General features: G+C 54.6%; 26 protein-coding genes. 12 read left to right on the top strand and 14 right to left on the bottom strand.

The window, feature by feature from the left end; genetic code table 11:
• The first annotated feature begins 12 nt into the window (after positions 1-12).
• Genes DBY68_RS09205 through hemW form a run of 5 tightly spaced genes read left to right on the top strand, consistent with a single transcriptional unit; the run spans position 13 to position 3,319 of the window.
• Positions 13-726 carry a YggS family pyridoxal phosphate-dependent enzyme gene (locus DBY68_RS09205; RefSeq protein WP_108475810.1) on the top strand — a complete coding sequence of 238 codons (714 nt, stop codon included), beginning with the start codon at positions 13-15 and terminating at the stop codon, positions 724-726.
• Positions 727-734: 8 nt separating this feature from the next.
• A complete protein-coding gene (locus DBY68_RS09200) occupies positions 735-1,301 on the top strand; it encodes a YggT family protein (protein ID WP_108475809.1) in 567 nt (188 codons plus the stop codon).
• Positions 1,298-1,588, top strand: a complete 291-nt coding sequence (gene yggU / locus DBY68_RS09195; protein ID WP_108475808.1) for a DUF167 family protein YggU — start codon at positions 1,298-1,300, stop codon at positions 1,586-1,588. The genes DBY68_RS09200 and yggU overlap by 4 nt, the downstream gene beginning before the upstream one ends.
• A gap of 8 nt (positions 1,589-1,596) precedes the next feature.
• A complete protein-coding gene (locus DBY68_RS09190; RefSeq protein ID WP_108475807.1) occupies positions 1,597-2,190 on the top strand; it encodes an XTP/dITP diphosphatase in 594 nt (197 codons plus the stop codon).
• Positions 2,183-3,319 carry a radical SAM family heme chaperone HemW gene (gene hemW, locus DBY68_RS09185; RefSeq protein WP_108475806.1) on the top strand — a complete coding sequence of 379 codons (1,137 nt, stop codon included), beginning with the start codon at positions 2,183-2,185 and terminating at the stop codon, positions 3,317-3,319. The genes DBY68_RS09190 and hemW overlap by 8 nt, the downstream gene beginning before the upstream one ends.
• A gap of 38 nt (positions 3,320-3,357) precedes the next feature.
• On the opposite strand, the gene ansB is transcribed toward hemW, so the two are convergent.
• Together ansB and DBY68_RS09175 are read right to left on the bottom strand one after the other, a co-directional pair.
• The gene (gene ansB / locus DBY68_RS09180; protein WP_108475805.1) at positions 3,358-4,404 is read right to left on the bottom strand and encodes an L-asparaginase 2; all 1,047 of its coding nucleotides are present in this window, start codon (positions 4,402-4,404) and stop codon (positions 3,358-3,360) included.
• Between the two features lie 180 nt (positions 4,405-4,584).
• Entirely contained in the window at positions 4,585-5,589 is a 1,005-nt protein-coding gene (locus DBY68_RS09175) for a DUF1202 family protein (protein ID WP_108475804.1), read from the bottom strand.
• Between the two features lie 150 nt (positions 5,590-5,739).
• Here DBY68_RS09175 and DBY68_RS09170 point away from each other — a divergent pair, with 150 nt between their 5' ends.
• Positions 5,740-6,126 carry a DUF559 domain-containing protein gene (locus DBY68_RS09170; protein ID WP_108475803.1) on the top strand — a complete coding sequence of 129 codons (387 nt, stop codon included), beginning with the start codon at positions 5,740-5,742 and terminating at the stop codon, positions 6,124-6,126.
• Positions 6,127-6,489: 363 nt separating this feature from the next.
• Here DBY68_RS09170 and DBY68_RS09165 read toward each other — a convergent pair whose 3' ends face one another.
• From DBY68_RS09165 to trmB, 3 genes are read right to left on the bottom strand one after another with little or no spacing between them, the layout of a single operon-like run.
• Entirely contained in the window at positions 6,490-7,209 is a 720-nt protein-coding gene (locus DBY68_RS09165; protein ID WP_108475802.1) for a DUF2884 domain-containing protein, read from the bottom strand.
• Between the two features lie 51 nt (positions 7,210-7,260).
• Positions 7,261-7,587, bottom strand: a complete 327-nt coding sequence (locus DBY68_RS09160) for a YggL family protein (protein WP_015963056.1) — start codon at positions 7,585-7,587, stop codon at positions 7,261-7,263.
• Entirely contained in the window at positions 7,587-8,306 is a 720-nt protein-coding gene (gene trmB, locus DBY68_RS09155) for a tRNA (guanosine(46)-N7)-methyltransferase TrmB (protein ID WP_108475801.1), read from the bottom strand. Before trmB ends, DBY68_RS09160 begins: the two co-directional genes overlap by 1 nt.
• Before the next feature lie 150 nt (positions 8,307-8,456).
• Here trmB and mutY point away from each other — a divergent pair, with 150 nt between their 5' ends.
• The 3 genes from mutY to mltC are packed head-to-tail and all read left to right on the top strand — an operon-like array spanning position 8,457 to position 10,942.
• Positions 8,457-9,515 (top strand): A/G-specific adenine glycosylase, encoded by a 1,059-nt coding sequence (gene mutY, locus DBY68_RS09150; RefSeq protein WP_108475800.1) that lies wholly within the window; start codon positions 8,457-8,459, stop codon positions 9,513-9,515.
• Between the two features lie 26 nt (positions 9,516-9,541).
• The gene (locus tag DBY68_RS09145; RefSeq protein WP_108475799.1) at positions 9,542-9,817 is read left to right on the top strand and encodes an oxidative damage protection protein; all 276 of its coding nucleotides are present in this window, start codon (positions 9,542-9,544) and stop codon (positions 9,815-9,817) included.
• A gap of 45 nt (positions 9,818-9,862) precedes the next feature.
• Positions 9,863-10,942: a membrane-bound lytic murein transglycosylase MltC gene (mltC, locus tag DBY68_RS09140; RefSeq protein ID WP_108475798.1), complete on the top strand. Its 1,080-nt coding sequence runs from the start codon at positions 9,863-9,865 to the stop codon at positions 10,940-10,942.
• A 39-nt stretch (positions 10,943-10,981) separates the two neighbouring features.
• On the opposite strand, the gene citG is transcribed toward mltC, so the two are convergent.
• The 8 genes from citG to DBY68_RS09100 are packed head-to-tail and all read right to left on the bottom strand — an operon-like array spanning position 10,982 to position 18,324.
• Positions 10,982-11,803, bottom strand: a complete 822-nt coding sequence (citG, locus tag DBY68_RS09135) for a triphosphoribosyl-dephospho-CoA synthase CitG (RefSeq protein ID WP_108475797.1) — start codon at positions 11,801-11,803, stop codon at positions 10,982-10,984.
• Positions 11,781-12,320: a citrate lyase holo-[acyl-carrier protein] synthase gene (gene citX / locus DBY68_RS09130; protein WP_108475796.1), complete on the bottom strand. Its 540-nt coding sequence runs from the start codon at positions 12,318-12,320 to the stop codon at positions 11,781-11,783. Before citX ends, citG begins: the two co-directional genes overlap by 23 nt.
• A complete protein-coding gene (gene citF / locus DBY68_RS09125; RefSeq protein ID WP_108475795.1) occupies positions 12,320-13,843 on the bottom strand; it encodes a citrate lyase subunit alpha in 1,524 nt (507 codons plus the stop codon). The genes citX and citF overlap by 1 nt, the downstream gene beginning before the upstream one ends.
• Positions 13,844-13,853: 10 nt before the next feature.
• Positions 13,854-14,729: a citrate (pro-3S)-lyase subunit beta gene (citE, locus tag DBY68_RS09120; protein ID WP_108475794.1), complete on the bottom strand. Its 876-nt coding sequence runs from the start codon at positions 14,727-14,729 to the stop codon at positions 13,854-13,856.
• Positions 14,726-15,019, bottom strand: a complete 294-nt coding sequence (gene citD, locus DBY68_RS09115) for a citrate lyase acyl carrier protein (RefSeq protein WP_108475793.1) — start codon at positions 15,017-15,019, stop codon at positions 14,726-14,728. The genes citE and citD overlap by 4 nt, the downstream gene beginning before the upstream one ends.
• A gap of 18 nt (positions 15,020-15,037) precedes the next feature.
• Positions 15,038-16,060: a [citrate (pro-3S)-lyase] ligase gene (citC, locus tag DBY68_RS09110; protein ID WP_108475792.1), complete on the bottom strand. Its 1,023-nt coding sequence runs from the start codon at positions 16,058-16,060 to the stop codon at positions 15,038-15,040.
• 15 nt (positions 16,061-16,075) lie between these two features.
• Positions 16,076-16,939: a fumarylacetoacetate hydrolase family protein gene (locus tag DBY68_RS09105; protein ID WP_108475791.1), complete on the bottom strand. Its 864-nt coding sequence runs from the start codon at positions 16,937-16,939 to the stop codon at positions 16,076-16,078.
• A gap of 23 nt (positions 16,940-16,962) precedes the next feature.
• Positions 16,963-18,324, bottom strand: coding sequence for a 2-hydroxycarboxylate transporter family protein (locus tag DBY68_RS09100; RefSeq protein WP_108475790.1), 1,362 nt, complete (start codon positions 18,322-18,324; stop codon positions 16,963-16,965).
• A gap of 323 nt (positions 18,325-18,647) precedes the next feature.
• Here DBY68_RS09100 and DBY68_RS09095 point away from each other — a divergent pair, with 323 nt between their 5' ends.
• Both DBY68_RS09095 and DBY68_RS09090 read left to right on the top strand, forming a co-directional pair.
• Positions 18,648-20,285 (top strand): sensor histidine kinase, encoded by a 1,638-nt coding sequence (locus tag DBY68_RS09095; RefSeq protein WP_108475789.1) that lies wholly within the window; start codon positions 18,648-18,650, stop codon positions 20,283-20,285.
• Positions 20,275-20,967, top strand: coding sequence for a response regulator (locus tag DBY68_RS09090; RefSeq protein WP_108475788.1), 693 nt, complete (start codon positions 20,275-20,277; stop codon positions 20,965-20,967). The genes DBY68_RS09095 and DBY68_RS09090 overlap by 11 nt, the downstream gene beginning before the upstream one ends.
• Before the next feature lie 109 nt (positions 20,968-21,076).
• On the opposite strand, the gene DBY68_RS09085 is transcribed toward DBY68_RS09090, so the two are convergent.
• The gene (locus tag DBY68_RS09085; protein ID WP_108475787.1) at positions 21,077-23,212 is read right to left on the bottom strand and encodes an ornithine decarboxylase; all 2,136 of its coding nucleotides are present in this window, start codon (positions 23,210-23,212) and stop codon (positions 21,077-21,079) included.
• A 259-nt stretch (positions 23,213-23,471) separates the two neighbouring features.
• Here DBY68_RS09085 and DBY68_RS09080 point away from each other — a divergent pair, with 259 nt between their 5' ends.
• Positions 23,472-24,182, top strand: a complete 711-nt coding sequence (locus DBY68_RS09080; RefSeq protein WP_108475786.1) for a DUF554 domain-containing protein — start codon at positions 23,472-23,474, stop codon at positions 24,180-24,182.
• Positions 24,183-24,346 lie beyond the last annotated feature (164 nt).

Below are 24,346 nucleotides of genomic sequence, written 5' to 3'. Positions count from 1 at the left end.
CCACCAGCAAATATGAACGATATAGCGCATAACCTGGCACAGGTCCGGGACAAAATCTCAGCCGCTGCATCACGATGCGGCCGGCTTTCAGAAGAAGTTACACTGCTTGCAGTGAGCAAAACAAAACCTGCGAGCGCCGTCGAAGAAGCGATGGCCGCCGGGCAGCGCGCGTTTGGCGAAAACTATGTTCAGGAAGGCGTGGAAAAAATCCGCTTCTTTCAGGACAAAGGCATAACGACTCTACAATGGCACTTTATTGGCCCGTTGCAGTCCAATAAAAGTCGCCTGGTGGCGGAGCATTTCGACTGGTGCCATACGGTCGACAGGCTCAAGATCGCCACCCGACTTAGCGAGCAGCGCCCTGCGCATTTGCCGCCGCTTAACGTGCTGATTCAGGTCAATATTAGCGATGAGCAAAGTAAATCCGGCATTGAGCCCGAGGCGATTGACGCATTAGCGGCGGAGGTTTCCGCCCTGCCCAATCTCTGCCTGCGCGGTTTGATGGCCATTCCGGCACCGGAAACTGAGTACGAAAAGCAGTTTGCCGTCGCTCAACAAATGGCGGTAGCATTCGCGCGGCTGAAGACACACTACTCTACAGTCGATACGCTCTCACTGGGCATGTCAGACGATATGGAAGCCGCCATTGCGGCGGGTAGCACTATGGTACGCATCGGCACCGCGATTTTCGGTGCGCGTGATTACACAAAAAATAAGGAACTCTGAGGAACGCCATGAAGACGTTGACTTTCCTGCTCTCTACAGTGATTGAACTGTACACAATGGTGCTACTGCTGCGCGTCTGGATGCAGTGGGCGCGCTGTGATTTTTACAACCCGTTCTCTCAGTTCGTGGTGAAAATCACCCAGCCTATCGTGGGGCCGCTGCGCCGCATCATTCCGGCGATGGGGCCACTCGACAGTTCCTCGCTGCTGGTTGCCTTTATTCTGAGCGTCATCAAGGCGATCACCCTGTTCATGGTTATCACCTTCCAGCCGATTATCTGGATTGCGGCGGTGCTGATCCTGCTGAAAACCACCGGCCTGCTTATCTTCTGGGTACTGCTGCTGATGGCGATTATGAGCTGGGTAAGCCAGGGCCGTAGCCCGGTTGAGTTTGTACTGATGCAGCTCGCCGACCCACTGCTGCGCCCGATTCGTAAGCTGCTGCCTTCAATGGGTGGTATCGATTTCTCGCCGATGATCCTCGTGCTGCTGCTCTATGTCCTTAATATGGGCATCGCCGAAGTGTTACAGGCCACGGGCAACATGCTGCTGCCGGGGCTGTGGATGGCGCTATGAGTGCCGTTACATCCTGCGACGACGGGCTGGTGCTGCGGCTGTATATTCAGCCGAAGGCCAGCCGTGACAGCATTGTGGGTGAACATGGCGACGAATTAAAAGTCGCCATTACCGCCCCGCCGGTCGATGGGCAGGCCAATGCCCATCTGGTGAAATTCCTCGCCAAACAGTTTAAGGTCGCCAAAAGCCAGGTCATCATTGAGAAAGGTGAACTGGGCCGCCATAAACAGGTTAAAATCATTCATCCGCAGCACATCCCAGCGGGCGTCGACGCCCTGATTAATTAGGATATCCCATGCAAAAAGTTGTCCTCGCTACCGGTAATGCCGGTAAAGTGCGCGAGCTCGCCTCGTTGCTAAGCGATTTTGGTCTCGATATCGTTGCGCAGACCGACCTTGGCGTCGATTCTGCCGAGGAGACCGGCCTGACGTTTATCGAGAACGCCATCCTTAAAGCACGCCATGCGTCTCAGATTACCGGCCTGCCCGCGATTGCCGATGATTCCGGGCTGGCGGTGGATTATCTCGGCGGTGCGCCGGGTATCTATTCCGCACGTTATTCCGGTGAAGACGCGACCGACGAGCGTAACCTGCAAAAGCTGCTGGAGACGCTGAAAGACGTGCCGGACGACCAGCGTCAGGCGCAGTTCCACTGCGTGCTGGTCTATCTTCGCCATGCGGAAGATCCAACGCCGCTGGTGTGTCACGGTCGCTGGCCGGGCGTTATCACCCACGCGCCTGCGGGCAACGGTGGCTTTGGCTACGATCCTATTTTTTATGTCCCCTCTGAAGGGAAAACCGCCGCTGAACTGACGCGTGAAGAGAAGATTGCCATCTCTCACCGTGGTCAGGCGCTGAAACAGTTACTGGAAGCGTTACGTAATGGCTAATTTGCCGCCTCTGAGCCTTTATATTCACATTCCGTGGTGCGTGCAGAAATGTCCGTACTGCGACTTTAACTCGCACGCGCTGAAAGGCGAGGTGCCGCACGACGATTATGTTCAGCATCTGCTGAGTGATTTAGATGCTGACGTGGCTTACGCGCAGGGACGTGAAGTAAAGACCATTTTTATTGGCGGCGGTACGCCGAGCCTGCTTTCAGGCCCGGCGATGCAAACATTGCTGGATGGCGTGCGTGCACGTCTTACTCTGGCAGCAGATGCGGAAATCACTATGGAAGCGAACCCGGGTACGGTGGAAGCGGATCGCTTCGTCGATTACCAGCGTGCGGGCGTGAACCGTATTTCCATCGGCGTGCAGAGCTTTAGCGAAGCTAAACTGAAACGTTTGGGGCGCATTCACGGCCCGGAAGAAGCCAAACGCGCGGCGAATCTGGCGACGGGTCTGGATCTACGCAGCTTCAACCTTGATCTGATGCATGGCCTGCCTGACCAATCTTTAGAAGAAGCGCTGGATGATTTGCGCCAGGCGATTGCGCTCAATCCCCCGCATCTCTCCTGGTATCAGCTCACCATTGAACCGAATACCCTGTTTGGCTCGCGTCCACCGGTACTGCCGGATGACGACGCGCTGTGGGATATCTTCGAGCAGGGCGACAAACTCCTGACCGCGGCAGGTTATCAGCAATATGAAACCTCGGCTTACGCGAAGCCGGGATATCAGTGCCAGCATAACCTCAACTACTGGCGCTTTGGCGACTACCTCGGCATTGGCTGCGGCGCACACGGTAAAGTTACCTTTCCGAACGGGCGTATTCTGCGTACCGCCAAAACGCGCCATCCGCGCGGGTATATGGAAGGGCGCTACCTGGAACGCCAGCACGATGTCGACGCGGCAGATAAACCGTTTGAGTTCTTTATGAACCGCTTCCGCCTGCTGGAACCCGCTCCACGCGCGGAGTTTAACCGCTATACGGGGCTCAGCGAGCAAGCGATTCGCCCACAAATTGACGAAGCGCTGGCGAAGGGGTATTTGACCGAGTGCGAAGAGTATTGGCAGATTACCGGGCACGGTAAGCTGTTTCTGAATTCACTGCTGGAACTGTTTCTGGCTGAATAACCGATACCGGATGGCGACAAGCCATCCGGTCATTTCCGTTAATATTGATTAAACATCTGCTGAATTTGTTTTGGATCTTTGGTTTGCGTTAACGCAAGCTGCAGCAGGACACGCGATTTTTGCGGATTCAGCGTTCCCGAAGCGACAAAGCCATATTTCGCGTCATCAATTTCCGCATCTTCCGTTGTCGCGCCTGTCGGAACGCGGGATGATCGAACCACAGCAACGCCCTGATGTGCCGCGGTTGCCAGCGTATCGAAGATCGTTTTATAAAGATTGCCGTTACCCACACCCGCGCTCACGATGCCCTGATATCCCGCCTCAATCAACGCTTTTGCCGGAAGATCGGAAGCATTGGCGTAGTTATAAACAATACCCACTTTCGGCAATTCACTCAGGTTAGAAACATCAAAAGGCGTGGCGGCAGTATGCTTACGTGCCGGCGTGCGTTGATAATCAACTTTTCCATTATGGATATACCCCAACGGCCCGAAATTCACTGAGCGGAACGTCGCGACATCGGTGGTATTTGTTTTGGTTACATCGCGCCCGTCCATAACTGTATCGTTCATTACGACCAGCACGCCGCGTTTTGCAGATTGCGGGTCAACCGCCGTTACCACCGCGTTGTAGAGGTTAAACGGGCCGTCCGCACTCATCGAGGTTGATGGGCGCATCGCGCCGACCAGTACGACAGGCTTATCGCATTTGACGGTGAGATCGAGAAAATAAGCTGTCTCTTCCATCGTATCCGTGCCATGCGTGATCACGAATCCATCGGTAGCCGCACAATCATGATTAATCTTTTTCGCCAGCGTCAGCCAGACGTCATCATTCATATCCTGAGAGCCGATATTAACCACCTGCTCCCCTTTAACGACGGCAATATCTTTTAATTGAGGTACCGCATTCACGAGGTTCTCCACGCCCACTTTACCTGCGGTGTAATTGGATTTTGTCGCTGAATCACCGCCACCCGCAATGGTTCCTCCGGTCGCCAGTATCGTCACATTGGGTAGCGCTAACGCAGTACTGCTGCACCCCATAACCAGTGCAGCCAGTGCCGTTTTCCTGAAAAACTCCATGTTATTTCTCCAGTTACGTGAATTTGTCGCATTATCCCAATGCAGAAGATGAATAATGTGACCCCATTCCATTAACCAGATAAATATCTTAATAAGATTGTGTATTTTAGACATTGCTATCAAAACGGCACTGGTGCGTGCCGTTGATGGAGGGGCGCTATTTTGCCCCCTATATTTTGTTTACTGGATAACGCCCTCTTTTTTCATTTTCTCAAGCGCTTCTCGCCACCACTTATAATCACGAGTGAATTCGCGGGTACTGACCTCCAGCGCAACCAGTTGCTTGCGCAGCTCCCCCTGCTCTTTACGCAACGGCGCGACGTTATTATCCAGCGCGGCCATTTCCTCACGAATTTTGCCGGCCATTTGCGTATGTTTTGTATAGTACGCGTTGCGATGCTCGGCAAAAGCTTTGTCGCGAGCGTCGTACAGCGGCGTTGCATCACAGGAGAGTTTTTGCTGGCATGCCGCGAGCGCGGGCTCGTAGACAGTTTCGAGGTAGTGATTTTCGAATTTTAGCGGATCGTTTTCACGATCCACGGCGTACATTTTTTCCAGTTTTTCTTGCTGTACCGCGCTGCGATCGCGCGGTTTACCGTTGGCATCTTTTCCCCACGAGAGGCTGATTTTCTCATCGAGAGCAGCAATTTTCTGCTTCAGCACCTTTTGCTGAGCAAGGTCTTTATCTGCCGTCGCTTTCCTCCGTGCAAAGTCGGCTTCCACCTTGCCAAGCTCGGTCATGAAGTGAGCGTCGTTAACCACCAGCATTTTGCTGCGATCTTCTCCCGCTTCAAATGGCCTGCCGACATTTTTCGCAGCGGTTTGCATAGAAAAGAAGGTCGTTTTCCAGCCGGAGTCTTTCGTTCCCACGGCCTGCATCATGGCTGAAAATTTAACGGGCTGCCCTTTTGTCCACATCCTTTCGTAAAAGAGATAATCACCCGCACCCCCAACAATAGAGTACAGATCGTCAGTGGAGGACATTTCGCCCTCTACCTGATACGTCGCCTGATTTCCCAGCGCATCAAGCTGGCGCAGGGTGAATGTATCCAGGCGCACTATCCCCCCGGACTCTTTGGCGAACTGTTGTTTGATAACGTCATCTGTCGGCGTGTTATCGACCGCCAGCGCGTGAAGTGAAAAACACCACAGCAGCAACGCCGCCGTTTTCCAGGCTCGTTTCATTGGCTAAATCCTTTTAGTGAGTAAGGACATCATCATACGAAACTCCCCCACGGAGGAAGGATAAACAGAATCCGAAAGTACTCTGGAAGACCGGTTCCAGTTTTGATGATGAGATCTGACGGTGGTTGAGCGCGGTGGCAAGATGAGGGCATGGAGAAACGACGGGAATATGCAAAAACGTTACGTGGCCAGCAAACGAGAGAAGAGCTGCGGCTGTGGTATTTGTTGAGGGGGCGACGGTTTCATGGTTTTAAGTTTCGTCGGCAAATGCCAATTGGGAATTACATTGTTGATTTTGCCTGCTACAAAGCGGCACTGATTATCGAACTGGACGGAGGGCAGCATGCTGAATGTGTGAGATATGACGAGACGCGCACTGGTTTCTTAGAACGGCAGGGGTGGTTAGTTTTACGTTTCTGGAACAATGACTTCAGAAATAATGAAGAGGGCGTTTTGCTGACCATTTTAAGACATCTGCAAACCCGCGCCCCTCACCCCGGCCCTCTCCCACAGGGAGAGGGAGAAAATCGGTGCTGAGCTCAAACAATTGTGCTGTTGCTTCCCCTCACCCCGCCCTCTCCCACAGGGAGAGGGAGAAGGTCGGTGCTGAACTCAAACAATTGTGCTGTTGCTTCCCCTCACCCCGGCCCTCTCCCACAGGGAGAGGGAGAAGGTCGGCGCTGAGCTCAAACAAGTGTGCTGTTGCTTCCCCTCACCCCGCCCCTCTCCCACAGGGAGAGGGAGAAGGTCGGCGCTGAGCTCAAACAAGTGTGCTGTTGCTTCCCCTCATCCCGGAACGCTCCCACAGGGAGAGGGAGAAGGTCGGTGACAACACGACGTATTTGCACTATCGGTCCCCTCTCCCTGTGGGAGAGGGTTAGGGTGAGGGGTCAGCGCGCTCTACTTCAGCGTCCCCACCAGCGCCTTACGGCTGTCCTCAAGCGCAATCACGCGCCCGCAGACATCTTTGCCGAACGCTTTAAAATCGGCTTCCTGGTTTTTCCATTCGTTCTGAATAGAGGTTTGCAGACCACCCAGGCTACCCAGCACACCCTGCAACGGGTTACCGCCGCCTTTAAGCACCGCTTTCGCGCCCATTTCGTTGATGCTGTCCTGCAGAATGCCGCCCATCGCCTGGTTCACCAGGTTCTGGCCATCAGCACGCACTTCATCAATCGCTTTATAGTGGAACGTCAGACCATCGGTGCGATGCTCGATAATACGGTTCATCTGCGCTTTGAGCTGAGCATCCAGCTTGGTCAGACGGCTGCGCATGTTACTGCTCTCGCCCACTTCTTTGGCGATGATTTTGTCCAGTGCAACGCGGCCTTTTTCAACGCGTGTTCTCGCGCCTTCGTCGATCCACGGCAGTGCGCTGCGCAGTTCGGTTTGATAATCTTTTGCCTGTTCGCGCTGTGCCGCGTTCAGGGCGTATTGTTTACCGTTAAAGGTCACACCGCCGTCGGGGGTGATGACCAGATTGCCATTCTCGCCTTTGACCTGCACCGTTTGCGGGCTCAGGATCACATCATCACGCGGGGTGACGCTGCACTGGTAATCCGCGTGAGCGGATAATGCCGTTAACGAAAGTGCCGCCGCCAGCAGCGTTTGACGCATCATACAAATCCCTCGATAGAAAACGGGCCAGCGTGTGCTGGCCCCGATGCTAATTTAGTCCCACCAAACGTCGAAAAGTTCGCTGGTGCGCACTTCTTCGAATTTGTGGTCTTCCAGCCATTTACGCACCTGAGCCTGATGGTCCTCGGTGCATTTGCCGATTTCCTGGGTGCAAATCAGACCTTCCCAGGCCAGATAGCCGCTGCCGTCAAACGCCAGCTTGTTCGGCTCAATCACTTCTTCAATGAACTTATCAACCGTCTGGTCGATCTGCTCTTCGCTGGTGCCTTCCGGGAAACGCCAGGCTACAGAGAAGCCAATTTCCTGAAACTCATCGATGTGCATTTTTTTGCGCAAACGACGGCTACGATTCTTTGCCATTATTTCACCCTCTCGAACATTAAGTCCCATACGCCGTGACCAAGACGATGGCCACGTTGTTCAAATTTGGTTACCGGACGTGATTCCGGGCGCGGTACATAGTCGTTTGTCTCTGAACGGTTTTTATACCCTTCAATGGAAGACATCACTTCCAGCATATGTTCCGCGTAGGCTTCCCAGTCGGTCGCCATATGGAAAACACCGCCCAGTTTGAGCTTGCTCTTCACCAGTTCAGCAAACGGTACCTGAACGATACGGCGTTTATTATGACGCGCTTTATGCCACGGGTCAGGGAAAAAGAGCTGTACCATGGTTAAAGAATTGTCAGGGATCATTTTGTGCAGCACTTCCACCGCGTCGTGGCACATCACACGCAGGTTTTCTATGCCCTCTTCATGCGCGGTCGCCAGGCAGGCGCCGACGCCCGGCGAGTGAACTTCAATGCCGAGGAAGTTTTGATGCGGATTCGCTTTCGCCATCGCCACCAACGATGCCCCCATGCCAAATCCGATTTCCAGGGTAGTCGGCGCTTCACGACCAAACAGCGCGGCAAAATCGACAGGTTCTTCGCTGAATTCAACGCCCATCACCGGCCAGTAGTTTTCTAATGCGTGTTCCTGCCCTTTGGTCAGTCGCCCCTGGCGACGCACAAAGCTGCGAATTCGGCGCAGCGGGCGGCCGTTTTCATCAAATTCCGGTGAAATGACGTCGTTCTTCATAAAAGTATTGTCTGCTTGTGAGAGTGTTCGGGAAACGGGCATTATCCAAAGATAGTTGTCGGATGCAAGCACCGGAAAGTTCCTGTTTACACCATAGTGCCGCTGTGCTGCAATCTGCCACCCAAATAGTGCGATATCGGAAACCCTGCTTTGACCCTACAAGCGTCTCAATTTTCGGCCCAGGTGCTGGAGTGGTACGACAAATACGGGCGTAAAACCCTGCCCTGGCAACTTAACAAGACGCCCTACAAAGTATGGCTCTCTGAGGTGATGTTGCAACAGACTCAGGTCGCCACCGTCATTCCCTACTTTGAGCGCTTTATGGCGCGTTTTCCCACGATTACCGACCTGGCTAATGCGCCACTGGATGAAGTGCTGCATCTGTGGACTGGCCTCGGCTATTACGCCCGCGCGCGTAATCTGCATAAAGCCGCGCAGCAGGTGGCAACGTTGCACCACGGGCGCTTCCCGGAAAACTTTGAAGAGGTTGCCGCGCTGCCTGGCGTCGGACGGTCAACCGCAGGGGCGATTCTCTCTCTGTCGTTAGGGCAGCATTTTCCTATTCTTGATGGAAACGTCAAACGCGTGCTGGCGCGCTGCTATGCTGTAAGCGGCTGGCCCGGCAAGAAAGAGGTTGAGAAAAAACTGTGGGAGCTCAGCGAGCAAGTGACGCCCGCGAATGGCGTGGCGCGCTTTAACCAGGCGATGATGGATTTAGGCGCGATGGTCTGTACGCGCTCGAAACCGAAGTGCGAGCTTTGCCCGCTCAACACCGGGTGTGTGGCGTACGCGAACCATAGCTGGGCGCAATATCCTGGTAAAAAACCGAAGCAGACTTTACCTGAACGCACCGGTTATTTTCTGATGATGCAACAGGGTGACGAGGTTATGCTGGCGCAGCGTCCGCCGAGCGGATTGTGGGGCGGGCTGTACTGTTTTCCACAGTTTGAAGATGAAGCTGCGCTTCGCGAGTGGCTGGCAGCGCGTCAGATAAACACAGAGCATCTCACGCAGCTAACCGCATTTCGCCACACATTCAGCCATTTCCATCTGGATATTGTGCCAATGTGGCTTCCCGTGTCCTCATTCACCTCTTGCATGGATGAAGGCAGCGCTCTCTGGTATAACTTAGCCCAGCCACCGTCCGTTGGACTGGCGGCTCCCGTGGAGCGGTTGTTGCAGCAGTTACGCGCGGGCGCATTCGTGTAAGCGTCCGCGAACAAAGAGGATTTATCATGAGCAGAACGATTTTTTGTACTTTCCTGCAGCGCGACGCTGAAGGTCAGGATTTTCAGCTCTACCCAGGCGAGCTGGGCAAGCGTATTTATAACGAGATCTCGAAAGAGGCGTGGAAGCAGTGGCAGCACAAGCAAACCATGCTCATCAACGAGAAAAAACTGAACATGATGAACCCGGAGCATCGCAAACTTCTGGAAGAGGAAATGGTCAATTTCCTGTTTGAAGGTAAAGATGTGCACATCGAAGGCTACACTCCGCCAGAAAAACAGTAAGGGCCTCAGGCCCTTTAGCCCAACACAACACGCGCTCCCGGAATGATGAAAAAATTATTTGCACTGGCTCTGATTGCGCCGTTGCTTATCTCCTGCTCAGGCTCAAAAAAAGGTGATACCTATAATGAAGCCTGGGTTAAGGACACCAACGGTTTTGATATTCTGATGGGGCAGTTTGCCCATAACATTGAAAACATTTGGGGATTTAACGAAGTTCTTATCGCAGGCCCAAAGGACTACGTTAAATACACCGACGGCTACCAGACCCGTAGCCACATCAACTTCGACGAAGGTACCATTACCGTCGAGACCATCTCCGGCACCGAACCGGCGGCTCACCTGCGCCAGGCGATTATCCAGACGCTACTGATGGGCGACGATCCCGGTTCAATCGACCTCTACTCCGACGCCAACGATATCCAGATCTCCAAAGAACCGTTCCTTTATGGACAGGTCGTGGATAACACCGGTGAGGCGATTCGTTGGGAGTGGCGTGCAGCGCGCTTTGCCGATTATCTGCTGCAAACGCGGATGAAAAGCCGCAGCAACGGCATTCGGATGATCTACAGCATTACTATCAATCTGGTGCCGAACCACCTCGACAAGCGTGCACATAAGTACATCAATATGGTGCGCCAGGCGTCGCGTAAATATGGCGTCGATGAGTCGCTTATCCTGGCGATTATGCAGACCGAATCCTCTTTCAACCCGTACGCCGTCAGCCGTTCCGATGCGTTGGGTTTGATGCAGGTTGTGCAGCACAGCGCCGGGAAAGATGTTTTCCGTTCACAGGGAAAATCAGGCACGCCGAGCCGCAGTTTCCTGTTTGATCCTGCCAGCAACATTGATACGGGTACGGCGTATCTGGCGATGCTGGGTAATGTGTATCTCGCCGGTATCGATAACCCAACATCGCGGCGTTATGCGGTAATTACCGCCTACAACGGCGGTGCGGGTAGCGTGCTGCGCGTCTTCTCGAACGATAAAGTTCAGGCCGCGCAAATCATTAACAGCATGGCACCGGGCGATGTGTATACCACCCTGACCACCCGTCACCCATCGGCGGAATCTCGTCGTTATCTTTACAAGGTGAACACGGCGCAGAAGAGTTATCGACGCAGGTAGCATCAGCCGACATTAGCCCCTTCCTGTTAGCGGAAGGGGCTAATGTGTACACTCGCCCAGCACCCACGCCACCGATAACAAATCTGCGCTCCCGCCCGGGCTTAAATTTCGCGCAATCAATTGGTTATCCATATCGATCAGGTCATCGTGCTGCCAGCCTCGCGCTAACAGCTGTTGCGCATGGTTTTGTACGTAGCGCATGCCAGCCATACCGCCTCGGGAAACCAGATTACTGTCGGGATTCACCGCCATCAAACGCAGCAGCATTTCGTGCATTGATCGTGGATTCCAGTGAGGCAACACATGACGCATCACCGTCGCAAACCCGCTTTCGGCCTCGCCGCGTGCGCCGGTCAGGCCGAACTGATGGAACTGTTTTTCACCTGCTGTCGCTCTACTCTGGCGGCTGGCTAATTCCCGTTGAACCATTCCCTGGCATATTTCGCTTACCTGCGTAGAAAGCGATAATGCATTCATCTGCATCCCTTTTTCCGCCAGCCGTCCGGCGGCAAAGCACAGCAGCCCTAACGCAAAAATACCGCCTTTATGTGTGTTCACCCCGTGAGTTACGCGCAGCATGGCCTGTTCGCAGGCGATGCCGATGGGGCGCAGTAAGGCGAGCTGCTCACGATCGGTACGCGGCGCAAACTCACGCCCCGCAGCTTCAAAGCGAGCAAACCACGGCGAGATGGCCTGAATACTGCGCACAAACAACGCGTGGTTCATGTCGCGGTGCGAACCGGTATTGTTTTTATCTACCAGGCCCGGCTTTGGCGTTAGTTCAAGCTCCTGCCACAGCGCTTCTTCTGCCAGCGACGCCACGTTAATGGCGCGGGGGTTAATCGCGAGCAAACCAGCCATCAATCAGGCCCTCCACGCGAGCGACAACCTCTTCCACCGGATGGGCGCGCGAGCGGGCGCAGGCGTGTGCTGCTTCATCGCAAATCAGGCAACGGCGCATAGAGGAACCGAGCGATAAGCGCCCAACGTGGCCATTTTGCGGGCAGATCACATCTAAATCCCACAGACGTCCCAGCGGATGGGTGTGTTCCAGCGCCGCACAGTGCGCTTTAATTTCCGGGGCCTGATGTGCAACGCACCATAGCGCTTCCGGGCCCGTGGGCAGCCACAGCACCTGGCGGTCGAGCACTTTCCAGCCATTGCCCCACAGCATCTGGTCGCAGGCCTGCAGCGCCACGCCCATGGTGTTGCGGTAGCGAATGCTGTCTTTTACCGCGCCGGGCGTCACCAGCGTCAGCGAAATCAGCGATTGTTGATAGTGTTGCAGCCAGTCAGCCTGACGCGCGGCGCGGCGTTCTTTTGCCGCCAACAGCGCATCGAGACTGACGCCCTCACGCGCGGGCGCCATCGTTTCCATTATGCGTACTCCTTCACCTGGCGGACGACGTCAATCACGCTGCCGTCGCGATAGCGGATCACGCCGACGATTTTGTCGGTAAATTCAATCGGCTTCGGGTTGCCGGTCAGGGAAATCGCGCGTTGATAAAGGTCATCGATATCCACCACTTTTAGCCCCGCCGCCACCAGACGCTGGCGAATTTCCGGGCGAGCCGGATTCACCGCGATGCCGTGGTCGGTGACCAGCACATCGATACTTTCGCCGGGTGTTAAGCGAGTCGTCACGCGTTTCACCACGGTTGGGATGCGGCTACGCAAAAGCGGCGCAACGACGATAGTGAGGTTGGCCGCCGCCGCTACGTCACAGTGCCCGCCGGATGCCCCGCGCATTACGCCATCTGAGCCGGTGATCACGTTGACGTTAAAATCAACGTCAATCTCCAGCGCGCTCAGAATCACCACATCCAGTTGATCGCAGCAGGCGGCTTTACTGCCCGGGTTGGCGTAAACATTGGTGGAGATTTCGACGTGATTCGGATTTCGCGCCAGTGACGCTACGGCCTGACCGTCGAAGCACTGGGTATCAAGCAGTTTGCCAATCAGCCCTTTCTCATGAAGATCGACCAGACTGCCGGTAATACCGCCAAGCGCGAAACTGGCTTTAACGCCGCTGCGCTCCATTTTCTCTTCCATAAAGCGCGTGCAGGCGGTCGCCGCCGCGCCGGAACCGGTTTGCATCGAGAAGCCATCACGAAAGTAGCCGGAGTGCTCAATCACATCCGCCGCATAACGCGCAATCATCAGTTCGCGCGGATTGCTGGTCACACGCGCTGCCCCGACGCTGATTTTCGCCGGGTCACCGACGCTTTCCACCTTCACGATGAAGTCCACCTGATCCTGCACCAGGCTCGCCGGCATATTGGGGAACGGCACCAGTTCTTCGGTCAGCAGCACCACTTTACGGGCAAACTGCGCGTCAACCATCGCATAGCCCAACGAACCGCAGCTCGATTTTCCCTGCGTGCCGTTGGCGTTGCCGAATTCATCGCTGCACGGCACGCCGAGAAACGCCACGTCGATGTTCAGCTCACCGTCCTGCAACAGTTTTACGCGGCCCCCGTGAGAGTGAATTTGTACCGGCTCATCCATCAAACCGTGGGAAATCGCATCTGCCAGTTTGCCCCGCATGCCGGAGGTATAAATCCGCGTAATCACGCCGCTTTCGATGTGCTCAATCAACGCGTCGTTACAGGTCATCAGCGAACTGGAGGCCAGCGTCAGATTTTTAAACCCCATTTTCGCCAGCAGGGCGACCACGGTGTTAATCACCCGGTCACCTTCGCGAAACGCATGGTGGAAGGAGATGGTCATGCCATCACGCAGGCCACTACGTTCGATCGCCTGTTCCAGCGAGTCGCAGAGTTTACGTTGGTGTTTCGATTCCAGATTATCCAGCCACGGTGTGGCGCTGTGTGCGTTATCAAAAGGTTTTAACGCCCGCAGATGCGGGAAATTCACATGAAGAAGTTCTGTCTGATTCATTGTTCTGTCCTTAACGACGCACACCGGATGCGGCGGCGCGTTCCAGCACGCGCTGCGCGTGATTAATAATCGGCGCATCAACCATTTTTCCGTTGAGCGACACGACGCCCAGGCCGTTACGCTCGCCCTCTTCTGCCGCTTCAATGACGCGTTGCGCGTGGTCTACTTCCTGCTGCGTTGGCGCATAGGCGTTATGCAGCAGGTCAATCTGGCGTGGGTTAATCAGCGATTTGCCGTTGAAGCCCATTTTGCGGATCAACTCGACTTCGCGCAGGAAACCCGCTTCATCATTGACGTCTGACCACACCACGTCGAACGCATCAATCCCTGCGGCGCGGGCCGCATGCAGGACAGCGCAACGCGCGTAGAACAACTCGGTGCCGTCGCTGCGCTCGGTTTGCATATCCATCACGTAGTCAAACGCCGCCAGGGCGATACCAATCAGACGCGGGGAACTGCGGGCAATCGCCACGGCATTAATCACGCCTACGGCAGATTCAATCGCTGCCATCACGCCCGTGGAGCCCACTTCACGCCCGCATTCACGCTCAATGCGCTCAAGGTGGCCTTCGAGTTCAAAGATATCTTCCGGGGTATCGGTTTTTGGCAGGCGAATCACGTCAACGCCCGCACGCACCACCGCTTCGAGATCCGCCAGACCAAACGGTGTGTTCAGCGGGTTAATACGCACCACGGTTTCGATATCCTGATACATGGGGTGTTGCAGAGCATGGAACACCAGCAGACGCGCGGTGTCTTTCTCACGCAGCGCCACGGCGTCTTCAAGGTCGAACATGATGGAGTCGGGGCGGTAGATGAATGCGGTAGAGAGCATGGCGGCGTTCGCGCCGGGTAAAAACAGCATACTGCGGCGAAGTGTGTTCATGAGAGAACCTCCCAGGCGATTGCTTTTTCATCGGCGGCACGCAGCAGCGCACTCTGTAAACGGGCGCGAATGACACAATCCAGCGCGCCTTTGTCTTCGATGATAATGAGCCCCTGCACCACGCCCATGCGCTGCAACGTCTCTTCCACTACCCGGCGGATCTGCTCGCCAAACTGTTTAATCACTTCACTGTGGATGATAATCTCCAGCTCGCCGTCGGCGGGGGCGATTTTCACCATCAGGTCGCTGGACTCCTGCGTACCGGCCAGCGCCTCCCTTACTATTTTCATGATGTATTCCCTGAATGTTTACGCCACTTCCACCGCGCCATAATGCGCTTCCAGGTGGGCGAAAGTGGTTTCTGGTACGATCTCCCGAATTCGGGAAAACTGTTCTGTTTTTAATAATCTGCGCACTTCGGATGCGGAAATCGCGCTGCCGGTTGCCCGGATACGCGGCACTTCCACCACCTCAATACGGCCCGCCAGCAACTGATGCAGCGTTTCGTTGTACTGCCGCGTGACGTCGCAAAACGGTTCAGAGCCGATAAAACGGTGGGTAATGCCTAATGCCGGGGCGATGTGGTCGCGGAAAATCAGCGCATCAATTTCGCTCCAGGCGCGCTGCACCTTGCCGGTCTCTTTCAAAAAGTAGGCCGGGAAAGTGGCACGGGAAATGATGTACTGCGAACCTTCATGCACCGTGACATTCGGCAGATGGGCCACGCCTGCGCGCACCATCGCCAGCCGAGCGCTAAACGGGAAAAATGACGCGTCTTCTCGCACCACAAAGAGATGTAGCCAGTCGCAGCGCGATGCCGCCAGTTCAACCAGATGACGATGCCCGAGTGTGAACGGGTTAGCGTTCATGACGATAGCGCCCTTGCGCGAGCCTTCGTGGCGATAACGGTGCAGCGAGCGACAGTAACGAGCGATCCCCTGCGGCGTGTTTTCCATCAGTACGGCATTACTGCCGCTTTGCGCAATCGGCCAGAAGCCGCTGCGCTGAAAGCGCTCTGCATTGCAGGGGCGGGTACACAGAAAGAGATGAAAGTGACCGCGATCCACGGCCAGGTTTTCCACTTCCGCCAGCAGTTTCGCGCTGAGGTTTTCGCCACGGAGTTGCTTATCCACTGCCACACATTTGATAACGTTAGCGGCAAGGCCCGCGCATCCCACCAGCTGCGAATCGGACCAGGCTTCAACAAACAACGTGATGTCGGCATCCATGCCCAGGCCGCTGTCCGCCAGAAGCTGGCGGATCTGCATCAGACGTGCCGGGTGTTTAGCGACTTCCGTCACCCTGAAGTCGATTGCGGGTTGCGACTGCATCCTGTCACCTGCCGGTTAGTGTGCTGCCGTCAGCGTCTGCGCTGGCGCTTCCATAATCACATTGCTGAGGTGACCGATATGTTCGATCTCGACTTCAATGCGATCGCCTTCGTGCATAAACAGCGGCGGATTGCGCTTTTTACCCACACCGCCAGGGGAGCCGGTAATGATCACGTCGCCCGGGCTTAAACGGGTGAAGGTGCTGATGTACTCAATCAACTCGGCGACTTTGTGGATCATGCTGCTGGTGTTGTCTTCCTGCACCATGCGGCCATTGAGCCAGGTGCGAATAGCCAGTTGATGCGGATCAGGAATTTCGTCCGCCGTCGCCATCCACGGGCCAAAAGCCCCGGTCTGGCGCCAGTTTTTCCCGGCGGTAAACCAGGTGTGCTGCCAGTCGCGGGCGGAGCCATCCATATAGCAGCTGTAACCCGCCACGTGGTTCAGAGCCTCATCACGAGTAATATTTTCGCCGCCTTTACCAATGATGACCGCCAGTTCACCTTCGTAATCAAACTCATTGGAGCTGCGTGGTTTCAGTACCGGCGAGTTGTGGCCGGTTTGCGAATCGGGGAAGCGCACAAACAGCGTGGGCGCCGGGTTGTGCTGGTCAAACTCTTTGCGTTTTTCGGCGTAATTCATGCCCACACAGAGGATCTTTTCCGGATGTTCAATCACCGGTAAGAAGGTGATGGCCTCCATGTTCAGATCGGCCGGTTCATTGGCAAACAGGCGGGCCTGAATTAAACCATCGCCCTGTAACAGCGCCTTAAGGTCACTGTAGCGGTCGCCAAGACGGCGACCTAAATCCACCACACCTTCGGCATTGACGATGCCGTAGCTGCGAATACCCTTATAAGTAAAGCTTGCGAGTTTCATTGTTCTGTTCCTGCGTACATCAATTAAACAAGGAAGTTGCCGAGTACCAGCAGCGAGACGGAGACGTTAATCGCGCCGCCAATACGGGTAGCAATCTGGGCGAATGGCATCAGGCTCATGCGGTTGCCTGCGGTCAGGATCGCCACATCGCCGGTGCCGCCCTGGCCGCTCTGGCAGCAGGAGACGATGGCGACATCAATGGGGTGCATACCGATCTTTTTACCGACGAAGAAACCCGTGGCGACCAGTGCGGAGACGGTGCTGACAATCACCAGCAGGTTGCTGAGGGTGAACGCATTCACCAGTTCCTGCCATGGGGTAATGGCCACACCAACGGCGAAGAGAATCGGGTAAGTGACTGACGTCTGGAAGAATTTATAGACCACCTGCGAACCTTCCAGCAGGCGCGGAGACGCTCCGTTGCACAGCTTGACCAGTACCGCGACAAACAACATGCCGACCGGTGCTGGCAGGCCAATCAATTTGTGGCCGAGCATACCAATCATATAGAGCAGCACCGCCAGCAGTGCACCAGACGCAATGGTCGTGACATCCGTTTTGCCAGACACAACAGGCTGGGAAGAGGCGGTATCCGCGTTAGCGTGATTCGGCATCAACTGGCCTTCGCCGGTCAGATGCGGGTAGCGTTTTCCCAGTTGGTTGAGGCAACCGGAGATAATAATCGCCGTCAGGCCGCCAAGCATAACCATCGGCAGCACGCGTCCCAGCGCCACGCCCTGATCCATATGCAGCAGCGTGGCATAACCGATGGAGAGCGGAATCGCCCCTTCCCCGACGCCGCCCGCCATAATCGGCAGAATGATAAAGAAGAAGATCTGGAACGGTTCCATCCCCAGCGCCAGTCCGACGCCCATCCCGACAATCATGCCGACGATTTCGCCACACAGCATCGGGAAGAAGATGCGCAGGAAGCCCTGAATCAGCACCGTGCGGTTCATGCTCATGATGCTGCCAACGATAATGCAGCAAATGTAGAGATAAAGAATGTTGGTCGATTTGTAGAATTTAGTGGTGGACTCGACCACGACATCCGGCAGCAGCCCGTAATAAACCATCGCGGATGGAATAAAGGTGGCGCAAATCGCCGCCGCGCCCAGTTTGCCGACGATCGGCAGGCGTTTACCAAATTCACCACAGGCAAAACCGAAGAACGCCAGGGTGGCGACCATTACCACAATATCGCTCGGCAGCTTGCCGCCTAAACAATCGATGGCAATCAGTACACCGGCCAGTAAGAACAGCGGCAGCGGAATAATACCCACTTTCCAGGTATCCATAATGTGCCACCAGCGCTCTTTCAGCGCCGGGCGCTGCATATCTATTGGGTCGTGAGGTACAGAGAAAGAATCATCAGTTGTGCTCATAATAAGCCCCTTGGTTATTTTTCACGTTCAGCTTAGGGCTACGAAGGCATACTTTATGTGAGGGAATGCATATTAAAACCAGAGTTTTAATGGCATCTATGGTTTTTAAGGTTTCTTTTATTTTATGTGACTCACCGCTTATTTATTAGCGTGGTTTTTATGGTTTCTTTTATAAAGTCTCGAATAATTACTTTCTTGCATGAATTATTTTTCGCAAAGATTGAAGGTGATGTGCAAAGGCTCACAACTTTCCGTAAAAACAGCAGCTACCCGCACAAAAGGTGATACATTAGGCCTTCCAACTGCTAACGTGCGTGATAGTCATGAAGTTGTCATTCCAGATAAAACTGTTTATATCGCTGGTTGCTTTTTTCTCGGTGCTGTTTGCATTACTGGGTGGCTATTATTATGTCGATATGGAAAGACAGCTTTATCAGGAAATGAGTGGGCGTGCCAGAATACAAGCAGAGGAGATTGCGCTTATTCCGTCCCTCCGTCAGGAAGTCGCCGATAAAGATATTGCAGCAATTAAAGCGTATATGCAGAAACTGGCCGCGCACAGCGATGCCAGTTTTATTGTGATTGGCGATAATAAGGGAATGCATCTGTTTCATTCGGTATTTGAAGACCGCGTGGGGAAAGAACTGGTGGGCGGCGATAACACTGAAGTGCTGGCAGGGAAAAGCACCATCACCATTCGCAAAGGTGGGCTTGGGATTTCACTGCGTAGCAAAGCGCCTATTTTGAATGACGCCGGTCAGGTGGTGGGGATTGTTTCGGTGGGATACCTCACCAGCTATCTCGATGCGATTACGGTGAACAAAGTCGTCAATATTCTGCTGGCCGCCGTTTTGCTGCTGATCGCCCTGTTTATTTTTTCATGGTTCTTCACCCGCAGTATTAAGAAGCAGATTTTCTCGCTGGAGCCGCGCGAAATTGGCCTGCTGGTGCGTCAGCAAAAGGCGATGATGGAATCCATCTACGAGGGCGTCATCGCCATTGATAAAAACTGCCGAATCGAGGTGATTAACCAGGCCGCGCGGAAACTGCTTTCACTGAGCCAACCCACGCGCCATCTGCGCGGGCAGCTCATCAGCGAGGTTATCTCACCTGTGCCTTTCTTTAGCCCTGAAACCATGCTCGCCCGCGATACACATGACGAAATCTGCCACTTTAATCAGTCGATGGTTATCGCCAGCCGGGTACGCATCATGCTTGAGAACGAGCTTCAGGGTTGGGTGATCACCTTCCGCGATCGTAACGATATCGATTCGCTGAGCGCGCAGCTTAGCCAGGTGAAGCGCTATGTCGATAATCTGCGCATCATGCGCCACGAACAGCTTAACCGCATGACGACATTATCCGGCCTGCTGCATATGGGGCGCTATGAAGAAGCGGTTAGCTACATCCAGGCGCAGTCTGAACACGCGCAGGAACTGCTCGATTTTATCTCCTCACGTTTTGCATCACCGACCCTGTGTGGGCTGCTGCTGGGTAAAGCTGCGCGCGCGCGTGAGAAAGGCGTCGAGCTGGCGTTTGATCCTGCCTGTCTGATGGATAAACCTTTCACTACGCTTAGCGAAACGGAGCTCATTTCTATTATCGGCAACCTGCTGGACAACGCGATCGAAGCTACCCAGCGTTCTGCGCTTCCCCACGCGCCCGTTGAAGTGCTGATAAAACTCACTGAACATGAGCTGATTATCGAAGTGGCGGATCAGGGTGTCGGCATCGCCCCTGAACTGCGTGACCGCATTTTTGAACGTGGCATTACCACCAAAATTCACGGCGACCATGGCATTGGCCTGTACCTGATTGAAAGCTATGTTACTCAGGCAGGCGGTGCGATAGAAGTGGCGGATAACACGCCGCGCGGCGCCATTTTCTCTCTTTTCATCCCCGCAGGGGGAGAGGCACGACGCGCCACGCCAGCGCAGGAAGAGACTGACTATGCAACATGAACTTATCGATGTACTGATCGTTGAAGATGAAAACGAACTGGCCCAGCTCCATGCGGAACTGATTAGCAAGCACCCGCGATTGCGCCTGGTGGGGATCGCCGGGTCACTCGCCGAGGCGCAGACGCAGCTTGCGGAAAAGCAGCCGCAGCTGGTTTTGCTGGATAACTATTTGCCGGATGGCAAAGGCATCACGCTTATTAACAATCCCCTGGTGGCGCGGGCTAACTGTTCGGTGATTTTCATTACCGCCGCCAGCGATATGGACACCTGTAGCCAGGCCATTCGCAACGGAGCCTTCGACTATATTCTCAAGCCAGTATCATGGAAGCGGTTGAGCCAGTCGCTGGAGCGCTTTGTGCAGTTTAACGAGCAACAGCGCGTGTGGAAGATTGTTGACCAGCAGAACGTTGACTCGCTCTACCAGTTGCAGGCGAAAAATTATCGCCAGGACGGCGGCAGTAAAGGCATTGAAGAGAATACGCTGGCGCGGGTGCAAAAACTGTTTAATGACCAACCGGCGTACTGCTTCTCGGTGGATGAGGTGGTGAGCGAAACCGGGTTGAGTAAAACTACAGCACGCCGTTATCTGGAGCACGGCGTGGATAACGGCTTTCTGAGCGTTGAAATGCGCTACGGCAAGATTGGGCATCCGCGCAGGATGTATAAAAGGAGTGCGGCCTGAAGGGGCCCTCACCCTAACCCTCTCCCACAGGGAGAGGGGACTGACTGTGCAGAACTGAAAGATCAGTTCTGGTTTTCTCCCTCTTCCTGTGGGTGAGGGGCTCAAAAAATTACTTCAACATATACCCAAACAACCGCTCGATCCCATCGGCATCGGTTTCGCTGTAAACCCCCTGCAACTCCGGTGAGAAGCCCGGCAGCAGGTTGACACCCTCTTCCAGCGCCAGGAAGTAACGTTGAACCGCACCACCCCATACCTCACCAGGCACCACACAGAGCACGCCTGGCGGATATGGTAGCGCGCCTTCAGCAGCTATCCGCCCTTCGGCTTCACTGATGCGAACCAGCTCCACGTTGCCACGAATGAACTCGCGATTGGCATCCTGGGGGTTCATCACCACCTTCGGCAGGCTCTCTTTGCGGAACATCGCCTTTTGCAGATCTTTTACGGCAAAGCTGACATAAAGGTTGTGCATCTCCTGGCACAGTTCGCGAAGGGTGTAATCGCGGTAACGCACCGGATACTTGTTGAATATCGTCGGCAATACGTCTGCCAGCGGCGTGTCATCTTCGATGTGCTGCTCGAACTGGGCCAGCATTGCCACCAGTTGCGCCAGCTTGTCGCGACTCTCAGCAGGCGTCAGAAGGAATAATATGGAGTTGAGATCGCACTTCTCCGGCACAACACCGTTCTCGCGCAGGTAATGCGCCAGAATCGTCGCCGGGATCCCGAACGCTGTATATTCGCCGGTTGCGGCGTCAATCCCCGGCGTGGTGAGCAGCAGTTTGCAGGGATCAACAAAGTATTGATCCTGCGCGTAACCTTCAAAACCATGCCAACGCGCGCCTGGCGCGAAACTGAAGAATTTGCGATCGCTGGCAAGCGTTTGGGTCGAATAACTCTGCCATGGGCGACCCTCCACCTCTGGCGGGACAAACGGCTGGATCATTTTACAGTTAGCGATGATCGCTTTACGCGCGTCGATCCCCAGCTCAACGCATTCTGCCCACAAACGACGCCCGCTTTCACCTTCATGAATTTTGGCGTTGATATCCAGTGCGGCAAACAGCGGATAGAACGGGCTGGTAGAGGCGTGAAGCATAAAGGCATTGTTCAGCCGCTTGTGCGGGCAGAAGCGCGCCTGACCGCGAATATGGTTATCTTTTTTGTGGATCTGCGAGGTTTGGGAGAATCCGGCCTGCTGCTTGTGTACCGATTGGGTGACAAAAATCCCCGGATCGTTCTCGTTAAGTTCCAGCAGCAGTGGAGAGGTGTCGGCCATCATATCGATAAACTGCTCGTAGCCGACCCACGCAGAATCAAACAGAATGTAGTCACAGAGATGACCGATTTTATCCACCACCTGACGCGCATTATAGATAGTGCCATCGTAAGTACCGAGCTGGATCACCGCCAGGCGGAACGGGCGCGCGTCCTCGGCTTTTTCCGGCGCAACGTCGCGGATGAGCTCACGCAGATAACGATCATTAAAGCAATGCTCATCAATCCCACCGATAAAACCGAACGGGTTACGTGCAGCTTCCAGATAGACAGGGGTCGCCCCGGCCTGAATCAGCGCGCCATGATGGTTGGACTTGTGATTGTTACGGTCAAACAGCACCAGGTCGCCACGCGTGAGCAGTGCATTAGTGACGACTTTGTTCGCCGCCGACGTGCCATTAAGCACAAAGTAGGTTTTGTCCGCGTGGAATACCTTTGCCGCAAATTTCTGCGCATCTTTCGCGGAGCCTTCGTGGATCAGCAAATCGCCCAGTTTGACATCGGCGTTGCACATATCCGCGCGAAAGACGTTCTCACCGAAGAAATCGTAGAACTGGCGGCCAGCCGGATGCTTTTTAAAAAAATCACCGTGCTGATGGCCCGGGCAGGCGAACGTGCTGTGGCCCATTTCGACATACTGACTCAGCGTATCGAAGAACGGCGGCAGCAGATTTTCTTCATAGCGACAGGCAGCAGATTCAAGTTCAAGCCACTCCTGCGCTTTGCCAGTGATCACCGCATCAACACCCGCAGGGGCATTTACCCCCTCCGTCGCCAGCAAAAAGACCGGCAGATTAAACCCGGTGCGCTTAAGGAGCGCCAGAATACCGCTACGGCTGTCTGCCACGGTAATGACGACGGCCGCAACGTCGGTGAAGTCGGTACTGTCCAACGCCACCACGCGACGGTGGGTGGAGAGTTGAGAGACCAGCTCCGCGCTGGCGGCGATATGCAGTGATTTCATCGGCGCAACAACCCATTTCGGAAAAGTAAAAACCAGGACAAGACAGTCAGTCCTGCCCCGCGAAACATCAGGGGCCCAACGGAATTCCAGCTTCGACAGCAATAGCATAGCTGGGGAAAAATCGCGCAATCATGGCACCTTTCACCCACAGGGGCAAGATGAAAACCCCATCACCGCGAATGTCGATTTAACGCGCACTGAACCGATTAACCAGGTCATAATAGCGCCCTACTGAAGGGATCATTTTACAGGAGTCAACGTGGTTATCGGGCCATTTATTAATGCCGGTGCTGTCTTAACAGGCGGTATCCTCGGCGCACTTCTCAGCCAGCGTTTACCGGAACGTATTCGCAGCTCCATGACCTCAATTTTTGGTCTGGCTTCGCTTGGTATTGGTATTTTGTTAGTGGTGAAGTGCGAAAACCTGCCGGTTATGGTGCTGGCAACATTAGTGGGAACGCTTATCGGTGAGTTCTGTCTGCTCGAAAAAGGCATCAATGACGGTGTGAGCAAGCTGAAGAAACTGCTGTCGCGTAAAAGTAAGAGCAATAACAACCATGAAACGTTTATTCAGAGCTATGTCGCCATTATCGTACTGTTCTGCGCCAGCGGGACGGGGATTTTCGGCGCGATGCGCGAAGGGATGACCGGCGACGCCTCGATTCTCATCGCCAAGGCATTTCTCGATTTCTTTACGGCGACAATTTTCGCCTGCACGCTAGGCATAGCCGTTTCGGCGATAGCCCTGCCGATGCTGATAATTCAGATTGCATTGGCCATGTGCGCGTCGCTTTTGCTCCCGCTTACCACACCAATGATGATGGCCGACTTCACCGCCGTTGGCGGCATGCTGCTACTGGCAACCGGATTGCGGATTTGCGGTATCAAAATGTTTGCCGTGGTAAATATGCTGCCAGCCCTGATACTGGCGATGCCGATTTCAATCTTGTGGACCCACTTTTTCGCCTGAGTCGCGTGCAAATGCAGCAAGGTGATGATATATTGCGCAATTCGCATCAAATTTTATAAATTCCGTTGACGCGGAGAGGTGAATAAGGTTTAATGCGCCTCGTTGCCCGGATAGCTCAGTCGGTAGAGCAGGGGATTGAAAATCCCCGTGTCCTTGGTTCGATT

The sequence above is a fragment of the Pseudocitrobacter sp. RIT415 genome, assembly GCF_003057695.2.
Lineage (GTDB): Bacteria > Pseudomonadota > Gammaproteobacteria > Enterobacterales > Enterobacteriaceae > Pseudocitrobacter > Pseudocitrobacter faecalis.
The sequence above is the reverse complement of the archived record's forward strand: the minus strand, read 5'-3'. Positions and strand labels throughout refer to the sequence as shown.